Annotated in this window: 16 protein-coding genes and 1 pseudogene; 6 read left to right on the forward strand and 11 right to left on the reverse strand. The window is 39.7% G+C overall.

The features are described from left to right. The first annotated feature begins 211 nt into the window (after window positions 1-211). The 6 genes and pseudogenes from H8B04_RS17155 (at window position 212) to H8B04_RS13515 (ending at window position 5,139) form a co-directional block, all read left to right on the forward strand. Window positions 212-643 (forward strand): Arm DNA-binding domain-containing protein, encoded by a 432-nt coding sequence (locus H8B04_RS17155; protein WP_223815433.1) that lies wholly within the window; start codon window positions 212-214, stop codon window positions 641-643. A gap of 15 nt (window positions 644-658) precedes the next feature. After that, window positions 659-1,498: pseudogene (locus H8B04_RS13495) on the forward strand (phage integrase SAM-like domain-containing protein); the annotation flags it as partial. Between the two features lie 5 nt (window positions 1,499-1,503). Next, window positions 1,504-2,490: a hypothetical protein gene (locus H8B04_RS13500; protein WP_190302683.1), complete on the forward strand. Its 987-nt coding sequence runs from the start codon at window positions 1,504-1,506 to the stop codon at window positions 2,488-2,490. A gap of 226 nt (window positions 2,491-2,716) precedes the next feature. Further along, window positions 2,717-3,028 (forward strand): DUF3853 family protein, encoded by a 312-nt coding sequence (locus H8B04_RS13505; protein WP_165291447.1) that lies wholly within the window; start codon window positions 2,717-2,719, stop codon window positions 3,026-3,028. After that, entirely contained in the window at window positions 3,025-4,071 is a 1,047-nt protein-coding gene (locus tag H8B04_RS13510; protein ID WP_190302684.1) for an AAA family ATPase, read from the forward strand. Before H8B04_RS13505 ends, H8B04_RS13510 begins: the two co-directional genes overlap by 4 nt. A 141-nt stretch (window positions 4,072-4,212) precedes the next feature. Further along, a complete protein-coding gene (locus tag H8B04_RS13515) occupies window positions 4,213-5,139 on the forward strand; it encodes a toprim domain-containing protein (RefSeq protein ID WP_165291449.1) in 927 nt (308 codons plus the stop codon). Between the two features lie 343 nt (window positions 5,140-5,482). Here H8B04_RS13515 and H8B04_RS13520 read toward each other — a convergent pair whose 3' ends face one another. Genes H8B04_RS13520 through H8B04_RS13570 form a run of 11 tightly spaced genes read right to left on the reverse strand, consistent with a single transcriptional unit; the run spans window position 5,483 to window position 24,389 of the window. Continuing rightward, window positions 5,483-7,171: an alkaline phosphatase family protein gene (locus H8B04_RS13520; RefSeq protein ID WP_165291450.1), complete on the reverse strand. Its 1,689-nt coding sequence runs from the start codon at window positions 7,169-7,171 to the stop codon at window positions 5,483-5,485. 7 nt (window positions 7,172-7,178) lie between these two features. After that, the gene (locus H8B04_RS13525) at window positions 7,179-9,119 is read right to left on the reverse strand and encodes a M60 family metallopeptidase (RefSeq protein WP_099366005.1); all 1,941 of its coding nucleotides are present in this window, start codon (window positions 9,117-9,119) and stop codon (window positions 7,179-7,181) included. Between the two features lie 6 nt (window positions 9,120-9,125). Further along, entirely contained in the window at window positions 9,126-10,862 is a 1,737-nt protein-coding gene (locus tag H8B04_RS13530) for a LamG-like jellyroll fold domain-containing protein (protein ID WP_165291452.1), read from the reverse strand. A 20-nt stretch (window positions 10,863-10,882) separates the two neighbouring features. Next, entirely contained in the window at window positions 10,883-12,583 is a 1,701-nt protein-coding gene (locus H8B04_RS13535) for a DUF5008 domain-containing protein (RefSeq protein WP_165291453.1), read from the reverse strand. Window positions 12,584-12,611: 28 nt separating this feature from the next. Then, a complete protein-coding gene (locus H8B04_RS13540) occupies window positions 12,612-13,325 on the reverse strand; it encodes a fasciclin domain-containing protein (RefSeq protein WP_165291454.1) in 714 nt (237 codons plus the stop codon). Window positions 13,326-13,329: 4 nt separating this feature from the next. Beyond that, window positions 13,330-14,847 (reverse strand): RagB/SusD family nutrient uptake outer membrane protein, encoded by a 1,518-nt coding sequence (locus tag H8B04_RS13545; protein WP_190302686.1) that lies wholly within the window; start codon window positions 14,845-14,847, stop codon window positions 13,330-13,332. Between the two features lie 17 nt (window positions 14,848-14,864). Beyond that, the gene (locus H8B04_RS13550) at window positions 14,865-18,029 is read right to left on the reverse strand and encodes a SusC/RagA family TonB-linked outer membrane protein (protein WP_099366010.1); all 3,165 of its coding nucleotides are present in this window, start codon (window positions 18,027-18,029) and stop codon (window positions 14,865-14,867) included. Window positions 18,030-18,063: 34 nt separating this feature from the next. Further along, window positions 18,064-19,086, reverse strand: a complete 1,023-nt coding sequence (locus tag H8B04_RS13555; RefSeq protein WP_190302687.1) for a DUF5007 domain-containing protein — start codon at window positions 19,084-19,086, stop codon at window positions 18,064-18,066. After that, a complete protein-coding gene (locus H8B04_RS13560; RefSeq protein ID WP_165291456.1) occupies window positions 19,076-19,777 on the reverse strand; it encodes a fasciclin domain-containing protein in 702 nt (233 codons plus the stop codon). The genes H8B04_RS13555 and H8B04_RS13560 overlap by 11 nt, the downstream gene beginning before the upstream one ends. 16 nt (window positions 19,778-19,793) lie before the next feature. Beyond that, window positions 19,794-21,392: a RagB/SusD family nutrient uptake outer membrane protein gene (locus H8B04_RS13565; protein ID WP_190302688.1), complete on the reverse strand. Its 1,599-nt coding sequence runs from the start codon at window positions 21,390-21,392 to the stop codon at window positions 19,794-19,796. An 18-nt stretch (window positions 21,393-21,410) separates the two neighbouring features. Further along, window positions 21,411-24,389: a SusC/RagA family TonB-linked outer membrane protein gene (locus H8B04_RS13570; protein WP_165291457.1), complete on the reverse strand. Its 2,979-nt coding sequence runs from the start codon at window positions 24,387-24,389 to the stop codon at window positions 21,411-21,413. Between the last annotated feature and the right edge of the window lie 94 nt (window positions 24,390-24,483).

Below are 24,483 nucleotides of genomic sequence, written 5' to 3' on the forward strand. Positions count from 1 at the left end.
TGGAACAATGATATCGTACAATCCTGAATAAGAACTGAACTGTATTTTTTGTTGGGTAGAAAGCATCCTGATATCCGTTAAAGCTTAATTTAAGATACAAAAAAAGGAGTAGAAAATGCACTTTCCACTCCTTTTTTTTTGGTCCAATATAAAAGGGGACTTTTTCAGTGCCCTCTAAATTTGGGTGTACATATTTTACTTACACCCAAAAATGAACATCAAAAGAAATATTATTTTCTCACTTGAAAAGCGTAAAAAGGATGGTATAGAGATCATAGAAAATGTTCCTATCAGAGTCCGAATCAACTATGATGGGGACAGACTGGATTTATCCAGTGGTTTTCGGGTTGACATTTCTAAATGGGATGATAAAAAGCAACGTGTAAAAAATGGTACAACAAATAAAATTAAACAGTCTGCAAGTGAAATAAATACATCACTCCTAAAGATTGAAAGCATCATTCAGGATATCTTCAAAAGTTATGAGATCGCAGGGGCAGTTCCTTCAAAACCGACATTGCGGAATGAGATAAATGATAAGATAAAACCAAAAAATGAAACTTCTTCGAAAGCACCAGCACAAAGTAAATTCTTCGATTACTATGACCAATTTATTCAAGAGAATCGTAAACTTAACAATTGAACTGAAGGAACACTAAAGAAACTCAGAACGGTCAGAAATCATCTCCAAGAGTTTAAACCAAACATCGGCATTAACGATTTTGATAATACCACGCTTGATAAGTATATGGATTTCCTTTTGAAGCGCCGAGGATTTAAAAACTCAACACTTGAAAAACATTTAAAGTTCTTAAAATGGTTTCTTCGTTGGGGAAATAGAAAGGGAATAGTAACGAATTCAGCATTCCTATCGTACCGTCCGAAAATTAAGAAAATAGAAAAAAAAGTCGTTTTTCTTACAGGGCAAGAGATTGATCATATTAAGGCTTTCGATATTCCGAAAGAAAAATCATACTTACACCGTGTTCGTGATATACTGATTTTCACTTGTTATTCAGGATTGAGACACTCAGATGTATATGCATTAACAAAAGATGCCGTGAAAGAGAGGTATATAGAAATAGTGACGATCAAAACAGATGATAAACTCATCATCGACCTTAATAACCACACAAAAGCAATTTTAAATAAATATAAGGACGAAAGATTTCCGAACAACAAGGCTCTACCGGTGATTTCTAATCAGAAATATAATGAATACCTAAAGGAACTTGGCGAATTAGTTGGACTTGATGAATCGCTTATAACAACCTATTATAAGGGGAACAAGCGTATAGAAGAGGTTGTCACGAAGTACATGTTATTAACTTCTCACATTGGAAGACGTTCTTTTATATGCAACGGTTTGTTTCTTGGAATACCTGTCCATATTATGATGAAATGGACTGGACACTCAGATTATAAATCTATGCAACCCTATATCGATACCGTGGACGAAATGCGTAGCGAAGCTATGGAAATGTTTAATAAAATGTAAGGATTATGCAAAAAGAAGAAAAAGAGTTAATATCTTTTCTAACATTATTACGTCGGTATGAGGAGGTTCTACATCAACAGATAAGTAATCAGTATTGTGACTGGAATAAGTTAGCCGAAATAAAGCGAACTTTATTAGAGCGTTTGGATTCCCCATCTGTTGAAGAAGTTATAAATTATCTTTTTTTCAATTCTAGTCATGAAAAAATCTTTGGACTAACCAGAAATTTTGATGCCGTTTATAATGGATTAGCTGGACTGGTTAATACCAGAAATTTTGAGATTGAAGCCAATTCATCCATAGAAGCATTTCGTCGGGAATATGAAATTTTTGAACTTGAAGTCAAAGAATATACAAAGAAATTTACAGAAGTTAGAAAGGAAAAAGAAGCACTTGAAAGATCGTTGGATAGTTGTTTCTACGGAGGTGATGATTCCCGTAGGAGAAGGACCGAATTGGAAATTGACCGGATTGAACCAATCTTTCAATCTAAATTACAGGATTACGAAGCCAAAATCCTTGAATTACAACAATTTTTCGAGAATGATTTTCAATTAACAAAATCTATCCTTGAAGAGGTGACTAATGTGTTGAAAGTGAGCATAAAGCCACTCTTTGATATATACAGAGAAAATTTCCAAAACGACGAATATTATGAATATTTTCCAATGTCTTTGGTAGGAGCTGTATATGAAGCTTTAATAGAGAATAAGGTTATCGAAGTAGATGCTCAAACTTTTCACACAGTAATCAACCTGAATAAAGAAAACAATCTAAAAATTTCACCAGATTTTATATTGTACTTTCTTGTAGATTCTTTTTCCAAACGTCTTGATGACAGTGCCAGAAATAAGTGGTTAGAAAAAATCCATAATATGCAAAAAATCAAACTATCATCGTATAAAGCACACTATCGACAAATCCAAAGTAGTAGAAAATGGAAGAAGCTATATAAACGTTTAGAAGACTTATTCAACCATTCAAACATTTAACAATCCGCTTAAATGAGTTTATGAATACTTTTAAAGATTTAGGTTACAATCGAACCACAAAGAAAATCACCTGCAATTGTATAACTGACTGATAATAAATTGAATAATTATAGTTATATTTTATTCTACCACATATTTACCACGATATTAACCTCATACCTTAGCTCATGTTCGAACATTAAATGCCGATGCGCACGGCTATTGTTTAATTTCAATTAATAAGAACATGAACATTCGTGAATTACTATCAAAGCCAGTCGCTATGATGACTGGTGAGGAATTACTTGCTATTCAACGAGAAGCAATCGCAGAAATACCTAAAGAAGAAGCTACAAGCACATTACCTGAATTCGTATACGGTATTTCGGGTATCATGCAATTGTTTAATTGTAGTAAATCGAAAGCACAGAAAATAAAAAACAGTGGTGTAATCACTGGTGCGATTCAACAAGATCAAAGGACAATTATTGTTGATACTCGGCTTGCTTTAAAATTGTTTAAGGAGTATACCAATCAAAAGAAAAGGAGGTTCATATGATTCCATTTAATCAGAATATTGTCGAAGCTCTTGAAAAGTCTACAGTTAAAATAACAGATGAATTTAAAGAACCTCCTATAATGATAACGATCAGCAATTCGGATTCCGTTATCGGAACGCTTGGGAATTTCAGCGCATCCACGGGAAAGGCGAAGAGCAGGAAGACATTCAACGTGATCTCAATGGTCGCTTCTGCATTGAGTGGTAAACAAGTATTACAATATAAGGTTAAAGTTCCTCCAACCCGTCCAGTGATACTTTATTGTGACACGGAACAGAGTAAGTTTCATTGCCATAGATTACTTTCCAGAATATACAAGCTCATTGATTATCCAACTTCAGAAGTCCACGATAATTTAAAGTTTATCTCTTTAAGAGAATACCCCACTAAGCAACGTATCAATATCATTGAATATGCACTTTTCAAATATGCAGACAGGATCGGACTGGTCATCATAGATGGAATCAGGGATTTGGTTTACGATATTAATAACGCTACCGAAGCGACTGAAATCACGAACAAACTTATGAAGTGGTCGCAGGAACTCAATATCCATATTCATACTGTACTACACTTAAACAAAGGAGATGATAATACTCGGGGGCACTTAGGAACAGAATTGAACAACAAAGCCGAATCCATTCTCCAAATAACTAAAAGTGATCTGGATGCCAACTACAGCACCGTGGCACCAAAATTCATCAGAGATGTCGAATTTGAACCATTCAGCTTCTTTATTGACGATGGTATACCTGTACTTGACGAAAATTTCGACTTAACAAGTCCGAAAGCTAAAAAAGGTTTCAGCTATCAGGAATTATCAGAAGAGAACCATCGAGAGGTATTGCAGGAATTGTTTAATGATTCAGAAATTACCTGTACTTATGATGATTTTGTCGCAAGACTAAAGGACGCTTATTTGGCAAAAGGTTTCAATTTTGGAATTAATAAATCGAAACAGCTAAAGACCTTTTTGGAGAACAAACGGATGATCATCAAGACTGATAAAACCTATCGGTTCAACCCTGAATTTTACTATTAAAAAACAGGTTTAGTTTAGTCTGCCCCTATATAGTAATAGACTAAACTAAACCTATTTAAAATTATGATTATGACATGCACTGAATTAAAGCGTATACCGCTCATATCAATATTAGATTATCTTCGGATTCCATGTGCCAGAATGAACAGTCGTGAAGCATGGTTTAGAAATCCATTCAATGGCGGGAAAGAAAAAACGGCTTCGACAAAAGTCGATATCCATAGAAACATTTGGTATTCACATTCAGAAGGCTTCGGAGGTAACAACATTGATTTTTTGTTGAAGTTTCTGGAAACAGACAATCTATCTATTGTACTGGATTGGGCTGATGAAAGAAAAAATGTCCTTTCTTTTCACCAGCTGACCATATTAGACAAAGCGCCAGCAATGCTATATGAAAATGAACGTGGTTACACCATACTTTCTGTAAAACTACTTGAGAACAAAGCATTAACCGACTATCTGACCGATTCACGAAAAATAGATATTGAAATTGCCAAAGCTTACTGCCAGGAAATCTATTATCGGACGGCAAAAGGACAGACATTCTTTGCTATATGTTTTAAGAATGATTCTGGTGGATTTGAATTGCGAAACAGCTATGACAAACGTTCTTTATTGACCAAGGACATTACTTCGATAAATAACGGCTATAAGGAGGTTGTACTGCTTGAGGGCTTTACCGACTGGCTTTCCTATATGACTTTAAAAAAGAATGCTGGTAAGCCTTATTTAAATGCTAATTACTGCATCCTGAATACTACGGCAAATCTGGAAAAATCATTTCCATTCTTACAACAACATAACGGTATAACAAGTTATCTGGACATAGATGGCAGCGGTGTAAAATCTTACAATACTTTACGAAGTCACTTCGAAAAAACACACGTCCTTAAAAACGGAATGGAGGAATTGCAGAAAAAGAATTGCAATATAAAGGATGTCAATGACTACCTGATTTTCACATCGTCCGAAGAACAAACCAATAATATCCAATCAGGGAGAAAGCTCAGGGACAGGCAAGATGCACTATACGATAGTCCGGTCAAACTGCAGAATGGTCAATGAACTAAGTTGCTAAATGTCATCACCTTCCGATAAATTTAATTCAAATTTTTAATTCTCAGGATGACAAAGAGGGCCCTCACAAATGAACAATGAGAAAACAAGGAGAAAACAATGAGAAAGATTGCTTCGTCGTGCCTCCTCGCAATGACGGGACAGACCTTCGCAATGCCGGGACAAACCCTTCGCAATGACGGGTCAAACCCTCTCAATGAAGGGACAAACCCTCTCAATGACGGTTTCACTCCACCCCCCAAGAAAAACTCCCTTTAACAAAAAAAGCCCCCTTGGATAAATCCAAGGAGGCCACAGCTAATATATGAAATTTATAATTTCATCAAAGGAATTAATCTTTCAAGAACTCAATTTCAAAGTTCTCCAGATATGGGTTTCCATCCATTCCGAAATCGGCAAGGATCTCAATATTCATCCAGTAAAGCGTCAATGCTGCAATATCCGTAGCATTCGTTGGGATGGATAGCGAAGAAGTAACTGGCATAACAGTAGAGGCCGAAGGGTAGCTATCTCCCATATTCAACCAAACATAACTTCCGGATAAGGACATGTTAGGCGTGCCTGGATACCCTCCAAAATACATACCCCCAGTTCCTTCATCCATTGGCCAATAACCAATGATATCCGCATAGTTAGGGTGCTTGGTCAAATCCTTCAGGCCATAATTATTCGTAATAGTACTTGCGCTCAATGCCGTGTTATAATAAACCAAGTTCGCCGGTGAAAAAGAACCTGCAACATCATTATCCCCAGCACGGTGTCCGACCCTTAAATCCTCACCAATATTCAAGCTCTTACGCGCAGAAATATTGATGGATTTCTGAAATTTCCCATCCATGTACATACTTAATGTCCTTGTAGATGAGTTTACATATTCCACGGTCATGATCAGGTTTCTCCATACACCGGTTCCAGGTGCTTCTTCCGAAGAAACTTCCTGCTTTCCACTACCGCCGTTCAACGTTCCGCCGACAGTTACCACCCATTTTCCACCTGGATAATGGGCCCATTGCCAACCCGTAATATTCTGTCCACTCAAGTTTGTACTTTTTCCGAAGAAACTGGAATATCCACCTGGTACATTATTGAATTTCACATCCATCTGCACGGTGAAACTTTTATTTTCCCCTACATCAAACCTTCCAGTCTCATCATGAAACGTTGCTCTACCTGTCTTATTATCAAATCTAACCGGATTAAATCCTGATTTTTGTAATTTGAATTCCTGGAAGGCAGGATTGTAAGCCATGGTAAATCCGAAATCGGTTTCATCTGCTCCACCACCATGGTTGGTGGTAATAATGATCAACCAGTCTTCTTTTTCATAATTCTCACGTCCTTTTATGGCGTTTACAATATTCCCAACATATTCATCTGTTTTTAGGACCGCATTCTTGAAATTTGCATTCCCCTCGTTAAATCCGCCATTTTCACCCGCTTTTTCCACATCCTTAAAATTCACAATGATGGTTCCCAAAGCGCGGGATTGATTAAGGATATTCAACGTACTATCCTTTACCTGTACGTCATTGCTTACCACAGGGGCAAAATCTGCAATTTTCACAAAATTTCTCAAGTCTTCCCAAGGCGTAACGATCGCCGTTTTCACGGATCGATATTGCGTTACATAATCCAGAACATTACGATAGGAAGTGATATTTTCATGTTGATGGTTATCATCGTTTTGGTCAGCTTCAAAATCATCATTAGAAATCTTATGCTTTGCATAACCCGTACCTGTCAACATGGATGCCCAGCCCGCTGCTCCGGTTTCTGTTTTCAGGGTGTTATAGGCAAACTTTGAGTTTTTCTGTAAGGCCATAATCTGCGGCGGAGCAATTTTCTCTAAGGAGGTTCCGCCCAAACCATCAATACTGATGACCATCACTTTCCTTTGGTTGGTAGTAAGGTCTTTTAGCTCCTCAAACACAGGAGGAGGGTTGTCGTATTTTGTACAGCTTGCAACTGTCATTGCTGACAGTATGCAAAGCATGGAAAGTATTTTGTTATATAATTTCATCGTCTAATTAAGGTTTAAGTAAATTCAATTCTCCGAATACTACATAAGGCACACCAGAACCGCCATAGCCATTCTTGATAATGATTTTGAAGTATTTCGCATTCACAGGACCATTAGGGAAGATGTATTCAAATCTACTGTTGTTGTTTGGCATTGTTCCGGTTCCTGCTAATTCATAATCTACATTGTTTCGGCTATAATAAACTTCGAAATCCTTACCATCTCCAACACGGTTTCCTCCCGGTCTAGCATAGGAATAAATTCCTTTAATCGGAATATTCGCTCCTGCATTCAAGATAATAGTATGTGGATAGGATTCTGCTGCGGTAGGTGAGGAGTACTTCGCATGGTAAAAAGTGTTTGGATCACCATCTACCAAATTCGCCAAGGAACCTTCCTGAGCAGGAGAACTAGCCGATACCACAGAAGTGCGGTAAACGATATCATTATCACCACCAGTCTTTGTCAATGGGTTATATTCCCAGATCGCTTTTTTCAATAGTGGATATTTCTTGGATACCGTTACGGAAACTGCATCGCTATAAGTGATACCCCAAGCATCGAAGAAAGGAGAAAGATCTGTTTTTGTAAAATCAGATAATTTCTCATACACCCAGTTATGTTTGGTGATATCACTAGGATTTGTTCTGATGGCATGTCTTGCCTCCGTATACAAATGCGTCATGGCATCATAACCAAATTTCTCAAAGATCTGAACAAATGGGGTCATTCGTTTGAACGGATCATTCATAGCCGCATCGGTATCAAAATTCTTGGCAGCACCCGTTTGTTTCGCATACGCAATCGCCTGTGGAAATCCTGAGTTCACAGCAGGATGCATGACCGAATAATCTGCACCAATTCGGTTTGCTACTTTAAAATTGAACAGGTTATTGGTGGTTTCGCCCAAAGTACTCCAAGACCAGATACTTGGTTGCTGACAGTTATGGCCAAATTCGTGGTATGACCCCCACATGCCATTACTTGTAGTAATGGAATTCAAACTGGTCATTGCTCCAAACCATTCCGAGTCATTCAATCCGACGAATGGGAATCCACTATGGCCATATCCAACGGACAATTGGATATCCAAAACGCCACGCCATTGTCCTTGTGGGCTGCGGTCTTTTTCATTTTCGGCATCATCCGATAAACCCATCCAACCATTATAATCATATTCGAAAACCTCGTTCCATTTGGTCAACACGGCCGTAGGATTGGTGAATGGTTCATTCGAGGAGAATGTTTTGATCACGCGGTCTCTAGGAATCAAGAATACCACCCGTTTGGTCCTTAGTTCCAACCAAGGTACTTTGGAAGCTTTCACTTCGGCTACCCAAGCCGCATCATTGCTCACACCCAATACAAAATCTGGAGATTTTACGGCATTGGTTATCGTAAATTCTACTGGATTCTCATAGGCGCGATCCGCACGGATATAAATTGTTCCACCGTACAGGTTCCTTACATAGTTGACCCCAGCATAGATACGCTGGCGATTATAGATCAATGGATCACGTAATAGGGGATACTTTCCATTAAGGTTATCCGTATGGCCACCGATCTGTACGGTTAGCCCCTCGATTCCTTCAGGAACAACGATCCTAACCAATTCACCTGGAGCAGCATAGTAGCCCGTACTAAACTGAGGTTCTGGAGCAACATTGATACGCAGGTTTTGCGCAGTTTGTTTGGTAAAGTTGAGATCCAAGGTGAATTTTGCATTCTGAACACGGGGTTCCGATTGGTCCACCAAACCAGGGAATACCCTAGCTTTGGCATACATGGATTTGTCGATCTGTTTAAGGTTGGTATCTAAATCCCCTCCTGGACGATCCGTATAGTCCGGATAGCCATCAGGTACATTATATCCATATTTTTCACAAGAGCTGGCACCCAACAAACCTGCGAATAATAAAAGGCTGTAAAATAATTTTTGCTTCTTCATGTTCAATTAGTCTCTTGGTAAATTAATACTAGGTACATAATATTTGCCCATTAAACCCCATTGCTGAGGAACGGTGATATTCATCCAAGAATAGATCATAGTTGGAATATCTACAGTATTCGGTACTGCACGGAATGCGGCAGGAGAAATGGCAGGTGAAATATTCGGAGAGATATCTGCGAATGATGTCCAGTTGATCGATCCTTTTAAAGAGAATGGTGCAGATTTGCCCGTAATATCATACAGCTTATTATCTGTAGTCACTTCATTTGCTGGCCAATAACCAACTAAATTATCATGATAGGGATCATTTTCTGCTGTTAATGGCGTTACGCGGCTTTTTGCTATCACTTCAGCATCTGGAAGGGCTACATTATAGATCGCCAAATCATTGATCATACAATTCACATTTGCATCCCCTATAGAGCCTAATCTTAATGGACTGGTCGTATTGATGTTACCAACATTGGTAATGTTCAATGGTCCAGCTGGGGCAGGAATGCCATCACAGAAAACTTTCACATATCTTGTATTCCCTTCTTTATAGAATACAGCGGTGATATTATGCCATTTTCCATCCGCAATAGCTCTGGTATGTAATCGTTGTGTATTTCCTTGTCCAGTCTGACTGAAATTCAATCCAAAGGTCGGTCCTTCATTGAAAAATGTCCAACCAACCACACCAGGGTTGAATGCTGCCCTTTTGGTTAAGAAACTTGGGTAATAAGTACCACCATAATCCCAACGGATATTGAATCGTATCGTAGCATTTTGGTCAGATCCAAAATTTCCAACATTTGGATCATCCATGGTGGCATTGTTGTTTGCTCCTACGTATTTTGGTGTTGTACCAACATATGGAAGAGCAGATACATCCGGTTTACTGAATTCTTGAGGATTGAATTTTGGGTTATAGAAAGCGATGTAGGCATTTCTGGATGGATCGTCAAAAATATTTGATCCTGAAGCGCCGCCGGAAACACCGCCACCTTTACTGGAAGAAACCACCACTAACCAGTTTTCTTTGGCAAAAGTTGAGCGGTTTACCAATGCATTCATGATTTCTTTGATCTGTTGATCAATGGTATGAATAGCACTTACATACGCTTCGTTTTCTACCGTGTAATCATTATTCGCCGCTAATTCGGCAGCATGCAGGTGGGCAACTACTAAGGATGAAGTTCCCGAAGAAAGTTCCTGAATAGTCGCATTCTTTACCTCCACATCATTTGCAAAAGTTTGTTTCTTTGTTGCATCAATTGCTAAATGATCAGTAAAAGCTGCCGAAGTACTAAATGAGGCAGTTTGTACATTTTTCTTCTCTGATTTTACCCGCGTAAAAATGGAAGGTGATGTTTCGTTGTTAAATCCTGAAAAGTCACTACCAGTAACGCCACTTACCGTATAATCCAAACCGGTCATCATATTGGTCCACGCGGTAGGAAACGAGATTTGGTTCCTATGGTCATCAGCTAATCCATCGTACGTAAAGATGGATCTATCGGTCAATAGGGTTAGGGTCTCAGGTGCAATGGATTCCACCACATTTCCTTTTATACCATCCAAAATGATGTAAAGTACACGTTTGGAACCATCGTTTATATTCAAGGTATCATTCTCATAAGGCTCCGGAAGCTTATTCGCAAATTCTTTATTACAACTGGATATACCTACCGATCCGAGCAGTATGGTTAATGCACTAAACACTTTAACCCTTCTCCAGATATTTCTATTCTTTTTCATGTCTAAATAATTAAATGTGGTTAGTTTGCAATAGTAATTCTAACTAAGCCTTTTGGTATGGTTGCATTGAAGCGAAGGATATTACCCACCAAAATCACTTTTGTTCCACCGGCAAAAGGTGTTTCAATCATATCATATACCCGGCCTTGGAAACCCCCAGAGTTATTGTATTCCGGTTTAAGGGTACCATCGGCTTCCAGGATCATAAATCCTTGACGAACATATTCGCCATATTTCGTGAAATTTCCGGTAACTAGAATCTTCCCATTGTTCAATTGACCGGAATAAGTAACCGACCCACCTGTTATCGGTTGAGGGTTGAACGAATCCACTAACGATCCATCTGCATTTAATAAGGCTACACCCGGTAAAGCTTTTCCATTGTAATGCGTAAATGTTCCACTAACAACATATTGTTGTGTTGTGGCGTTGTACCTGATCGCATAAATATCACCATCTGCGCCAGAACCCGTATGGAAACTGTTATCTACGGATCCATCAAGGTTTAAGCGGGCAATGCGTTTAGCAGGGGTGCCGTTAAAGTTCTGAAAACCACCAACGATTACCAGTTTGCCATCGGCTTGCATCGTCGCATCCATAATGGCTCCATCACCGCCTAAGCCACTCTGATTGGTCGCTTTGATATAATGGAAAGTGGAATCTAATGAACCATCTGCATTTACCCTAACCATTTGACGCATGCGGGTAGCATCATAGACCTTCTCGTCCCAAGTAGAGTTAGGATAGTAGGCACGGCGGAAGATTTGGAAATTCCCAATGATGTACACTTTCTCCCCAAAGGCAAAGGTTTTTCTAACCGCACCATCTACACTCGCATTAAAGGAAGGAACGGTGTCCTGGTCTTTCCATTTTACCTCCGGTTTTGGATTTACGATAGGAACCAACGAGTTACCTGCGGCATCGCGTTGAGATGACATCATGGTATCCAATGTGCCATTCGCATTTAAGCGGGTTACATTTCCAATGGTCTGTCTATTATTACGTTTGGAATTATAGGCATTGAAACTACCTCCAATAATGAATTTTCCACTCTGCGGTCCAGCACTGATACGACTGATGGAATAAATAGTTCCACCACTTCCCCAAGCCCCAAATCCAAAGTTGATATCATTGGTGATATATCCACCATCGGGATCCAACTGTGCGATACCTCCATTTGGAACGGCTTCCGTTCCTTTTAATTCGAAGGTATTGAAGGAACCACCAACCCAGAAGCGTCCGGAAGGTAACTGTTCGATATCAAAAATAGTTCCTACACCACCAGAAAGATAACCTGCACCATTGACCACCTTAAAGGTGTTATCCACAGAGACCTTGCCACCCACTCGGATCACTGGACCAAAGAATGTCTGTTCATTGGCTGTGATCCAAACGCTACCTGTACTCGCGGTAACAGGGATTTCGAAACGAATGGATGTATCTGTGAAGTCTATAACATTGGCTTCTATCTCATTGACGTATAATTTAAAATTATCCTTGTACTTCATCAAGCCATTTACCTGCAGCTCCATGACCGATCCTGCGGCAACTATACCTAATTCTGATGATTTGGATACGAAATTGATATCTAGTACTTGTTTACCTCCTGCATAGGGATCTTCTGCAAGTTCCGTCTTCTTGGTGCATGCTTGGAAACTCCCCAACATGAAAACCATGGAGACCGCAAAGAGGCCAGTTTTTAAGTTTTTTCTAGTTAACATTGATTTTTTCATTTATGTTAATACTCGATTAGGGTGTTAAGGGATCAATCCCTGCCGAAATGGCTTGATCAATAAACGTGTTGGAAAAGAAACCAAATGTATGTTTTGTTCTATTCAACACATGGATCACACCGTTATTGGTTTGAATATCTGAGGTAGCAATGGGAATATTTCGCAAGGATACCATTGGGTTTGATAGATCCGGTATATAAGCCAAGAATAATTGACGATATCCGGCATATTGTACACCACCCGCATCATTAAAGATGACACCGATATTCATGATGCGACCACCATAACTGGTATAGTTTTGTCCAGGATAGGCTAAGTAGGATACCGTATCGCGCTGAGGATAATCCTTCAACAAATTCTTGCCTTTGAAGATGTAGTTTGATAACATATTCTTCCACACCTGAGGTTTGATTTGGCTCAATTCCTTAACCGTATCTTTTCCATTGAACTGTAATTGTCTATTCAATTCCAATACGGCTCTGGTAATACAACCACTCGGAGGGGCAAAGAAAGTTACCTCTTCATTTTCGATGACATTTTTCATCCCAGCCAGGTCGATCACCATTAAGGTGGAATCGAAGAAATCCAACTTGGATTCTAAATACTTAATGGATGAACCATTGAATTTAGGGTCATGGATTCCGGAGTCAAAGTAATATTTTTTACAGCCGGTAAAACATATGAGCATCACCACTGCTAATTTCCAAACGATATGTTTCTGATTTTTCATAAGATTAGTTCCAAAAGATATTACCGATTAAACTTGGGTTTGCCACTTTTTCTGCATCTGAGATGATCAATGGCCATGTCCAAGCACCTGCATTAAAGTTTCCAACACTCATTACCGCATTGGAATATTCTGTATTTACCACTCGTTTCGTACGAACTAGATCAAAATAGAAATGACCTTCACCGATCAGCTCCCGCTTTCTCTCCTTGTAAATATCATCTTTCAGCGCGTTTCCAGTGGTAGTAAATGCCTGAGCACCAGCTGCTGCTCTAACTTGATTAACATAGCCTTGAGCTATTGCATCATTTCCCAATTCCGCCGCGGCTTCTGCTGCTAATAATAGTGCATCAGGAAGTCTGAAAATAATGGCGCTATCGTCATTCTTAACGGTTAGGTTAGAACCACTTCCTGTGGAATATACGTTAATGAATTTCTTCAACTGGAAATTTCCATTATCACTGCTCATGTTCTCAAACCAAACTGTTCTACGCTCATCCGACTCCGTAGCCGGAAAGAGTTTCTCTATGTATTCCTTTTCGTAGGTCATGTGACTGGTTGTTTTGGTTGTCGATCCTCTAAAAGGATAATGAGAGAAGAAGAAGGAAGGGTTTGCAAAATCAACAAAGCTCTCGCCGTAATTGTATTCCTGCAATATCCCAAACAGATTCTCTGCCGTCTTCCCTTTGAAAATACTTTTCGTATTATCGATGGTAATAGGCAAAAGGTGATACTGGGTATGGGAAGAAATTTCTTCTCCTAATTCTACAATTGCCTCATAATAAGGAACCTTATTGTTCTCTTCCCAAGCCGCTGCCCACATATTCAGATGCATGAGAAGTGCAATAGCCGCTCCACGGTTAGGTCTAAATCCTGCTTTGGAGTTGTCGGCATAAGTTACAGGCAAGTCATTTTTTACCGACTCCATGTCTGCAATAGCCAGTTTTAACACTTCTAATTGCGGTCTTCTAGGTAAGGATAAACTATGATAAGCTTCGGTGTAATAGATCGCATCGCCAAAAAGCTTACAAATAAATAAATAACTTAAGTTTCTCGTAAAAGTAGCTTCTGCGATATATTGCTTGCGATCGGTCTCCGACAGCTGATTGGCAGGAACTTTATCAATCTCGTAAATCAAGATATTACTTGCAGCGATCACATCATACCAACCTTTCCAGTTCATGATGTCCTTCAAACGGTTATCATAAGTGGTTGTACCAGACATAACTGGTTTTAAATTGTTGGATATGAGGTTATTTATTGGTCCATTTCCATTATTATCCAAATTGTTGACAATCTTTACAAAATTACCACGAAGATCCAAGGCTGGAATCAGCATGCTATTACCAAGCTTTGATTTTAAACGGGTATAAATTCCTCCCATATAACCTTCTACATCTGCTTTGGTTTTCCAGAAGTTATTTCCGGAAAGAGCATCGATAGGTGTCACATTTAAGAAGTTATCACAACTTTGAAAACCTGTCATCAATGCGCCCAATACGAGGATATATTTTAATTTTTTCATTTTCATCTTCATTCAAATTAGAATTCAACATTTAATCCAAGGGTAAACTGTTTTGGAAGTGGGTAACCTCCAGACATATCTCTACCCAAAGCCGATACACTTTCCGGGTTAGGACCAGAGTAACGCGTGATGTACCCTAGGTTCGCAGCCGTGAAATTGATACTTAATCTGTTCATACCGTAGCGTTGTGACAACGTCTGTGGAACGTTATAATAAACTTTTACGGAGTTCAATTTGAAGTAAGATCCATCTTCCTGGAACAAGGTCTGGTTCGTACGGAAAGGGTTCAAAATTGCCGAACGTACGAAATCAAAAGGATTTGGATAAACAGCATCATCACCCACGTTTTGCCAGAAATTATATTGCGATATCGGAACTAAACCGCCCATTTCGGTAGGTTTTCCAAACAACCCAAATTGAGCAGCTAAACTGTTGTTTAGGATATCACGTTTTAAAGTAAAGGATGTATTTACTTCTAAACTCCATTGCTTATACTGCAATAGGGACATCAAACCACCAGTAATCTGTGGTTGCGAGTTACCTGCAATAACCTGATCATAATTATCAATGATATAGTTACCATCCAAATCCGTATAGATCGGATCCCCAGGTTTGAAGTAATTCAAAAGACCATTTCCGCCTACGCGAACTGGCAAACCAGTTACTGGATCAACAGGAATCTGATCCAAGGAAGTATAAACTCCTTTGGTATTGAATAAATAGTTGGATAGGGAGTTCGTTCCTAAACGGTAATATAGAGACTGCCCTAGGGAATTATCAATTTGAATAAATTCCCTCAAACCATCAGGAAGTTTTGCCAAGATCTCCCTATTGATGGCAAAGTTTCCAGAAAGGTTCCATTTGAAAGGACTGGATGGTGATAATGGTCTTGCTGTGGCTTGGAATTCCCAACCGTAATTGACATTACTGATTTCCGTAGAACCGATGACATTGAAGGAGTTCGACGATGATAGTTGCTTTTCCTTAAAAATATGGTCGTTTTGTTTGTAGTAACTATCAAACATCACGGATAATCTGTTCTGGAAAATGGAGAAGTCCATACCAAAGTTGTACGTTGTTGCCTTTGTTGGTTCTAAGGAAAGGTTTGGAAGTGTTCCTAAATCTGAAATAACCGTGTTTTGGTTATTGTAACGACCTCCAGCATATAACTTACCGTAAGCTTGGTAGATATTTCCATTTGGAGAAATGTTCGAACCATAAGATACACGGAAGTCACCATAGTCTAACCAGGTCCAAGCGTCAAGGAATGATTCCCGGTCAAAGTTCCATTTTAAGGAGATGGATGGGTTTTTCTTGTAACCAGCATTTGGTCCGTTAGTGGAAAGTCCATCTACACGGTAATTGAAATCCAAAACATATTTGGATTTGTAGTTATAAGAGAAGTTTCCCGCGAATGCCACTGTTCTCAGATCGGTATAGCCAATGGTACCACCTTTAGAGCTCAGGTAACTGGTCATTAGCGTTAATGGACCTCTCAATTGGTCATTCACCACCTTGTCATTCAACATCGCGTCGGATTTGAAAAAGGATGCCCTTAATTCAGAGAAGGCAAATAAATTGAAGTTATGTGCTAATTCCTCATCACCTGGTTTTTCCCGGAAGCCGAACACGTAGGATAATTGCGCACGGTTGTACAAGGTAGTTGCCCTGTCATTATAGGTATAATATTTCGCTTGGTTTGAATTCAAAGCAGCAGGAGAGAAGTTGTCCTTGGTGCTTGAAACGGTCGTATAACTATTGTAAACACCTGCTTTAAAATTCCTGAACAGGTCATAGAAAATGTTCACTGTTGCGTTGGTGTTCAATACCTTATTATCATCATCTGTGGTTAAAGCACCTAACACCGAGTTTACCGATGAATATAAAGATGGTGCTGGTAATAGGGAAGAAGATGCTCCTCCTGTGGCTACCCCATTATTCAGTAGACCATTACCACTTCCCATCCGTTGCTTCTGGATGGAATTATTGAGCAAGGCTTCGATCTTGAATTTTTGAACCGGATTATAGATCATATTCATATTCAGGTTGTAACGAGAGTAGCCCGTGTTTTCCTGAATACCTTTTTCATCATAAGCTCCTAAAACCACTTTGTAGTTGAACTGTACATCACCACCCGATACATTCAGGTTATGGTTGTGGTTGTACGTTGGTTTATAGAAGTAAGATTGCCAGTCGGTAGAGTTGTTATAATACGCATTCAAACTATCCGAAAGGAAAGGGGTGTTATTCACTAAATCTAAGGCGTGGATAGCTGAAGTATCGTTCATCAAAATTTGACGGATACGCATTAAACGTTCTTCTTTACCTCCGATTACTGATCTTAATTGGGGAACAGCAGACATAAAAGCAGAACCATTATAGCGGACTACTGGGACTTTAGAATTACCACGTTTGGTCGTTATCAAGATAACACCGTAAGCACCTCTGGAACCATAAAGGGAAGTTGCAGCCGCATCTTTCAATACGGTGATATCTTCGATATCCTCAGGTGGAATTTGGGATGCAGGAGAAACACCTGGCCCAGCTTGTTGGAAACCATAGGAATAATCGGCATTATCATCTACAGGAACCCCATCGATCACATATAAAGGCGAAGTAGGTGTTAAGAAGGCATTATTACCATTACCTGTCACATTGATGTTAGAGATACCACGGATGGTCACACTTCCACGGAAACCTGGGGCTCCGGTATTGTTTTGGATATTAAGACCCGCCACTTTACCTTGTAATAAGCTCATCACGTCGCCAGCTGGCTGGCCTTGGATGTCTTTTCCGGAGATGGTAACTGCAGAACCAGTATTTAAGGTTCTCGATTTGGTTTGGTAACCCGATGTTACGGTTACTTCGGCAATTTTTTCACTACTAGAGGTCAGACCAACCGTTAAGGAAGTTTTATTGTCCACCTTTACCGATTTACTGTCATAACCAATGGTTCTGAATACCAAGGTCGCATTGTTCGGTACATTGATACTGAATTTACCATTATTATCTGTTGATCCGATCGACAGGCCATTACTTAGAATGGTTACACTGGAAAGCGGATCTCTTTTTCCGGAGGATGCGTCATATACTGTTCCAGTCACCGTGATGCGCTGTTGAGCCCAGGCTACATCCTGCATGGTGAAAAGCAGTAATACGATGATGTATTTTATATATTTCATTGAAATAATCATTTAAAATGAATGTAAAGGACCACTAATCATTATCGAATTTTGGCTTGTCCCGTTTAAACCAGAAAGTCAATTCCCAATCGGCTTTTTCGAAGATTTTAAAGTTGAAGGTCAGGTAGTTCTTTTGAAGGACATTCCCAAAAGCCATTCTACTATATCTAAAAACCATATGTGCCTGATCTCCTGATACCGTTGTGTATTTGGTCGGGTAGGAGCTCAAAGGAATTGGATAAGCCACATCGTATTTCACTTGCTTATCGTCTTTTTTCATGTTGAACCCATGCACGAGGTTTTCCCAATCTGTTTCGTCGAAATTATTCGGATCGATCGGATTGGAAAGGGAATCGATGAACTTAATTGTTAAGCTATTTCCATTTCCGGTTTTCTTGAACAATACTTGTACATCATCACGGGTATTGAAATATTGACCTCGTTGACCGGCCATAAATACCGAAGTGGGATTTACCGAAACGCTTGTTCCTTGACCGGTGATTGGGTCTAAATTGGAAGGTTCATACGGACGTTCTCGCAGTGGCATTAAGCGCATATTCTGAAAATATTTTCGGCCACCTGAGTTCGACATTTCCACATCAAACACGTATCCAGAATCTGGTTGAGCTTTAATCATGTTTGAATTGGCGGATGCCCACATGATAAAATCGCCAGAATGTGGTCTGATATCAAATAAGGGATGGTTCTCTATGGTCCTTTTCGCTTCAATTTCTTCAATGGACTTTTCAGTACCATTGTAGATCCCTTTCCAAACCAGGACAGGATAATGTTCGGTTAGTTCGGGAGCTGGTTCACCATCGAAAGTTCGCATGTTGACAATCTTGAAATCAAGCGGTCTACTGGAATTTCCGTATTGGAAAATATTGTTGAAAAGGGTACTTCTTCCGAGCACCGGTTGAAATACAGTTACATTGTATTTGGAGTCATTTGCAATCGACAAACGCTCTTCTGGAAGGTTCTTTTTACATGATGAAAAAGTAAGCACTCCCAAGCATAGCGCGATGCCAATCTTGAATATTGATTTACTAGTTTTCATCTTCATCATCTTCTATAGGGTTCATACGGTCTGTAAATTCACCAAATCCAAAACTGTGGATAGCAGATAGGATATTGATGGTTCCATTGGTTGTTTTAATGTTCACCGTTGTAGCACGAGTAGTGATCCAATCTTTGTTGATGTTCGATCCGAAAGGATTGCTGAAATCAACGGCACTAGCGCCTCCACTCTCGAATCCTGAAGCACTTAGTTTGACGTAACGGACATGCATTGGATAATCGTAAGCAATCGAGGTCAATAGAAGCCCATCCAACTCAGGGATATAATCGTCTGTGGTTTTTACACCACGGATAATGTATCGGGCAACTAAGGTGTCCAACTGTAGCGGATCAACCGTGCTTAAAGAAAGTTCAGGTTCACCTAATTGGCGACGTTCAAGGTTTAAATATTTCATCGCAGCAGCAAAGTTCAGATTCACTGGGGCGAATAAGGTTACTTGGCTATTGTTCAAAGAATCCTTCAGGTCAGGAAGACGGTCAAGCACCAATAAAAGGGAATCAAATGTTCCTGCCGGTTGGGCTTGCAGGTATTCCAAGGTTGTACCATTGAAAGATTGTACGTCATTTTTATAATCGTAATATGGTGAGTCACTCTTTGAACAAGAGCTGAACCATAAGCATAATATTCCTAGGAATACCGCTATTGGAGTTTTTACTAATAATGTTTTCATACTCATCAATCTAGATTTATAACCAATAAGGGTTTTGTGTAATCGAAGAATTGGCATTGATAACAGCTTGTGAAACCGGCCAATAGATACCTCCGGCATCTTCAAATTCTTTGAATGTTAATTGCTTGCCATCTTTTTCTGCAAAAGGGGCGTTCGATCTTTTCAATCGTTGGTACCGGATGATATCATACCATCTCCAGCCTTCACCCATTAGCTCTTTTCTTCTTTCATCAAAAATCGCTTTGATGACATCTGGTGAGTTTTGGGTTGAATAAACGATTCCGCGCAGGTTACATGCTTTATTCAAAGCAGTATAGGCGCCGTCGATATCACCCAAAGCAGCTAATGCTTCTGCACGTAAAAGGGTAATCTCTTCCATGCGGCTGAACACCATGGATGAACTGAACAGGGTAACATTTCCTGAAGTCTGCGATGGGTATAATACTTTGATCTTATTGAAGATTGGAAGTTCTGAATCGAAACCATAGAAATAGTTTGTTCGGTAGTAGCCGGATACCAAATCCTTACTGAATCTTAAATCCTTAGGGTCGGTAAAAATATTGATAATGCTATCCTTGCTGACGAACATTTCCGGTTTTGATTTCGGAATGAAAGGGGATGCCAAGGTCAATTGCTCGATATGCCCATTCGCGGTAGATAAACCATTTCCTGCTTCAAATGGAAAACCAACCATTACCGTAGCACGTTTGTAGGCAAATGGGCTATAGTTGTTCTGGTTTTCTGTTAAAGCATCCATATTGATGTAATCCAATGGGTTGGCACCATCAACATAATATTGTGTGGATTGGTTGTCCAAAACGAATTTTGAATAAGTAGCCGCATCGATATAGTTTCCTTGCCAAGCAGCAATATGAGCTAAGATGATGTAGGCTGATAAACGCGTCCAAACGTTTCCATTCCAAGAAGACCATCCGCCACCGTAATACAAGCCAGGATAGATCGGGTCAGTTCCGCCATAACGGAAAGGAACCACCTGCGCTGCGTCCAATAGTTCTGAAGTCGCAAAACCTAAAACACGATCTTGGGAGGTGCGCTCTGTTTTGATAAAATCACCATCGTGGGAGGAAGTGATCAATGGCACATCTCCCCATATTCTACTCATATAGAAGTAAGCATATGCTCGTAGCATTCTTGCTTGGGCGATATCCACCTTATTGTTCAATTCCGTATAACGGGGATCAAGCTCTAAAATTTCACTAGAACGTTCAATGAATAAACTTGCAGCATTGATACCTGCATAGAAACGTCTCCAGTTACTTACTCGTTCAATAACAGGGTAGGAGGCATTTAGTTGATTGTTGACGACTGCCTTTAGGTCAGATCGATTGGTGATGGTGAAATCACCTTCCCGAAGATCGCCCATTAACCAGTGACCATTATCTGCTACCGTTGCCGAACGCATTAATCCATAAATGGACATTAAGTTGGCTTTTGCATCTTCCAAGGTTTTCCAGTTGGTTTCCTCGGATGCTAAGCGGGTAGAAGAAACATCGTCGATCTTGCTGCACGATGCACCAGTTCCCAGTAGGGCGGCCGTCATGGTAAGACCAAAAAATGCTCTTTTAATTTTTATATTTCTTATCGATAAATTCATGATATACACGTTTTAATCCTATAAATCCAATTTAAGGCCCAATACAAATGTTCTTGGGATGGTTAAGTTTGCTCCATCGTATAAACCGTTGTAATTGCTCAATTCAGGATCAACACCAGTGAATTTGGTGAAAGTCAATACGTTCAATGCCGTTGCATAGAGGTATACTCTTCTGAATTTGCCGGATGAGCTGTTCAAGAAAGAAGCGTTTTTGAAATCATAACCTAGTGTAACAGATCTTAATTTCAAGTAGGAAGCATCTTCCAGGAATAGATCCTGATCAACACGGTAAGCATTTACATCCGACCAAGGATTGTAGATTGGGTATGTTTTTTCTTTTTCAAAAGATTGCCATGAGGATACTTCTTTTACAGAAGTGATATCGTTACTGGCTTCACGTTTGATGAAATCATACTTAGTTGCCTGGTATTGGTTAAGGATTTTATGGCCTGTCGCGAAGAAGAAATGGAAATTCAAGTCGAAGTTCTTGTAGGCAAAGGTGTTGCTCCAGCCTCCGATCAATGAAGGTAATCGATTACCTTCCATTACTTTATCACGGGTATCGATGCGGTTATCGTTATTCAGATCAGCCCATTGTGGATCACCCGCAAATAATGGGATTCCATTGAAGGTATGGCCTGCAGGTACATCTGCATCGGTGTTGTAGATCCCTTGGTTTTTATAGATCCAATAAGAGGTAACAGGTTTTCCAACTTCTAATCTGTTGTCACCATTGATGATTTCCTTATAACCATCCGGAAGTGCCGTGACTTCGTTCTTGTTATAATTAAAATTGATGGATGAACGCCAGTTGAAGCTTTCAGGATTTTGGATGATCTGTCCGTTCAATAGGAATTCAATTCCTTTGTTGTTGACTTCCAGGCCTGATTTATAATTTACGGAATAACCGGATTCCAACGGCACTGGTACACCAACCAATTGGTTTTTATCATTTCTGTTATAAACAGAAATAGCGGCATTCATGCGGTTGTTCAAGAAAGTTCCATCTAAGGAAATATTGGTCCTATCGGCATAAGGAAGTTTGATTCCATAGCCAATAAATCCACTCTCATAAGGACGGTTGATCCCTAATACACCTCCATATCCTGGAATGGTAGGTTCTTCATACCATCCACTCTCTGAACGATATTGAGGTCCTGCTGCATACCGATCATCTAAGAAGATACGTACATTTCTTCCCCAACCTGTTGATAGCTCCAATTGATTGAAGAAACTGCTTCCAGCGAACAATTGATCTTTGAGGTTATAGGTCATGCTGACAGCTGGCGTAGTCATCCAACGGCTATCTGGTTGCCCATTCGATGAACCATCACGACGTACCATAGCGTTTAATTTAAAGATGTCCTTATAGCTGTATTTTGCCGAACCATAGATGGAAAGCAAATTGTTAAGTTCCTTGTCGATGTAGCGGAAAACGTAAAAATTCCCAGCATTCAAGGCATTCAAATAACTATCTCCTTGAGCTCCCGGATCTACAAAAACCAATTTTACGTAATCGTTAGGTCCATTATAGGCTCTAGCATAGTTATACTTATAGGTGTCACCTTGGTAAACATGGCCAACTTCTAGATCTAAGGAATGGTCATCACCCAGGTCAAAATCATAACCGATCGTATTGTTCCAGATCATCCGTTGGTTATAACCAAAATAGGTGGAAATATAACTTACCCCATCCATTAGGGTAGACGGCGTAAAGTAATCGCGGATACCTTCGTTATAATCGAAGAATAAACTCGATTGAAGCGAGAATCTGTTCAATTTGGAACTAAGGGTCAAATTACCATTGATGGAAGTGGTTCTGTTATTATCCACATTTTTCTTGTTCTCGTATAAATAAAGACCAAAGTTGTCTTTGTTTGGAGAAAGGGGAGTTGATAGATCGGGAATATAACGGGTCTCTGCAAAACGGTCGCGAAGACTTTTATTACGGTTTCTATCCAAACGAACAGCATTCACGTTACTGGATACGGTTAACCATTTGAATGGTGCCATATTGATTCCGAAGAACACGTTGTAACGATTGATGTTTGTCTCATCGGCATTTCCGGCATTTTTGGTTCCGGAACCGAAGAAACGGAAATTCGCTCTTTCATTTCCTCCGGTAATACCTAGATCGGCTGAATAGGTTGGGGTGTTTTTATAATATAGGTCGTTCCAATTGGAAGGGCCAAAGTAGGCGGTGTTCGTCGAATCCCTTAAATACAAGGCGTAATCATCATAACGTTGCTGATTACCATATTTCTCGTAGAAAGGTCTTCTGAAGTTATTTTCATAAACCCCATTGACGGTATTTACTTTCGGTGCGGTGGCATAGCCAAAATAAGTGTTCAAGCTGATATCACGGATTCCAGCTTTGGCATTTTTTGTAGTGATGTATAAAGCCCCATTCGCAGCATTTGGTCCTAACTTGGCCAATTCGAAGGGATCTTTCACCAATACCACTGATTCGATGTTACTGATGTTGATCTGTGCTAATAGGTTATTCGCCGGTCCCACCCGATTGTAATCGTATTTCTGAACATCAAATGCGAAAGGGTTGTCGGCCACTAAAGGAACGCCATTTAGATAAACGGCAGGTTGAAGGGCATGCACATCTTTTTTGGAGAACAAGATTCCTGAGGGACCTTGAACGATCATGCTCTGTTCTGTTCCTGGTTCACCGTTAGGTTCTTGTACATAAAGACCAGCAAGATGCCCTTTAGCAATTTGTTGAAGGGATAGGTTTGGAACAGCAGATGCTTCGCGGATGTTGATTGTATCCTTAGCATTTTTGAACTTTTGTAAGGCCTTTACCATTTGGCCTATGGTGTCTGTTTTTGCATTATACTCCGAAGTGTCAACTTGGGATTTGACAAATGGAATGCGATATCCTTTTAAGGAAGATTCTCCAAATGTTTTCGCGTGCGCAGTATTCAATTGGAGGCCACCAAAGGATAAACATAAAGCAATAGAAAGACTTATGGAAGTTTTTACCATTATTTCCAGTTTAAATTTTGTTAATAAAAATGAATGTTATTGACCAGGTTATTTTAGGCCAATGCTAGGATGTTATTCGTTTATTCGACGAAGT

It is taken from the genome of Sphingobacterium litopenaei (genome assembly GCF_014692495.1).
GTDB classification, from domain to species: Bacteria; Bacteroidota; Bacteroidia; order Sphingobacteriales; family Sphingobacteriaceae; genus Sphingobacterium; species Sphingobacterium litopenaei.

Coding starts and splice junctions, on each gene's coding strand:
- H8B04_RS17155 (WP_223815433.1), top strand. CDS start 212: ATGAACATCAAAAGAAATATTATTTTCTCACTTGAAAAGCGTAAAAAG.
- H8B04_RS13500 (WP_190302683.1), top strand. CDS start 1,504: ATGCAAAAAGAAGAAAAAGAGTTAATATCTTTTCTAACATTATTACGT.
- H8B04_RS13505 (WP_165291447.1), top strand. CDS start 2,717: ATGAACATTCGTGAATTACTATCAAAGCCAGTCGCTATGATGACTGGT.
- H8B04_RS13510 (WP_190302684.1), top strand. CDS start 3,025: ATGATTCCATTTAATCAGAATATTGTCGAAGCTCTTGAAAAGTCTACA.
- H8B04_RS13515 (WP_165291449.1), top strand. CDS start 4,213: ATGAACAGTCGTGAAGCATGGTTTAGAAATCCATTCAATGGCGGGAAA.
- H8B04_RS13520 (WP_165291450.1), bottom strand. CDS start 7,171: ATGAAATTATATAACAAAATACTTTCCATGCTTTGCATACTGTCAGCA.
- H8B04_RS13525 (WP_099366005.1), bottom strand. CDS start 9,119: ATGAAGAAGCAAAAATTATTTTACAGCCTTTTATTATTCGCAGGTTTG.
- H8B04_RS13530 (WP_165291452.1), bottom strand. CDS start 10,862: ATGAAAAAGAATAGAAATATCTGGAGAAGGGTTAAAGTGTTTAGTGCA.
- H8B04_RS13535 (WP_165291453.1), bottom strand. CDS start 12,583: ATGTTAACTAGAAAAAACTTAAAAACTGGCCTCTTTGCGGTCTCCATG.
- H8B04_RS13540 (WP_165291454.1), bottom strand. CDS start 13,325: ATGAAAAATCAGAAACATATCGTTTGGAAATTAGCAGTGGTGATGCTC.
- H8B04_RS13545 (WP_190302686.1), bottom strand. CDS start 14,847: ATGAAAAAATTAAAATATATCCTCGTATTGGGCGCATTGATGACAGGT.
- H8B04_RS13550 (WP_099366010.1), bottom strand. CDS start 18,029: ATGAAATATATAAAATACATCATCGTATTACTGCTTTTCACCATGCAG.
- H8B04_RS13555 (WP_190302687.1), bottom strand. CDS start 19,086: ATGAAAACTAGTAAATCAATATTCAAGATTGGCATCGCGCTATGCTTG.
- H8B04_RS13560 (WP_165291456.1), bottom strand. CDS start 19,777: ATGAAAACATTATTAGTAAAAACTCCAATAGCGGTATTCCTAGGAATA.
- H8B04_RS13565 (WP_190302688.1), bottom strand. CDS start 21,392: ATGAATTTATCGATAAGAAATATAAAAATTAAAAGAGCATTTTTTGGT.
- H8B04_RS13570 (WP_165291457.1), bottom strand. CDS start 24,389: ATGGTAAAAACTTCCATAAGTCTTTCTATTGCTTTATGTTTATCCTTT.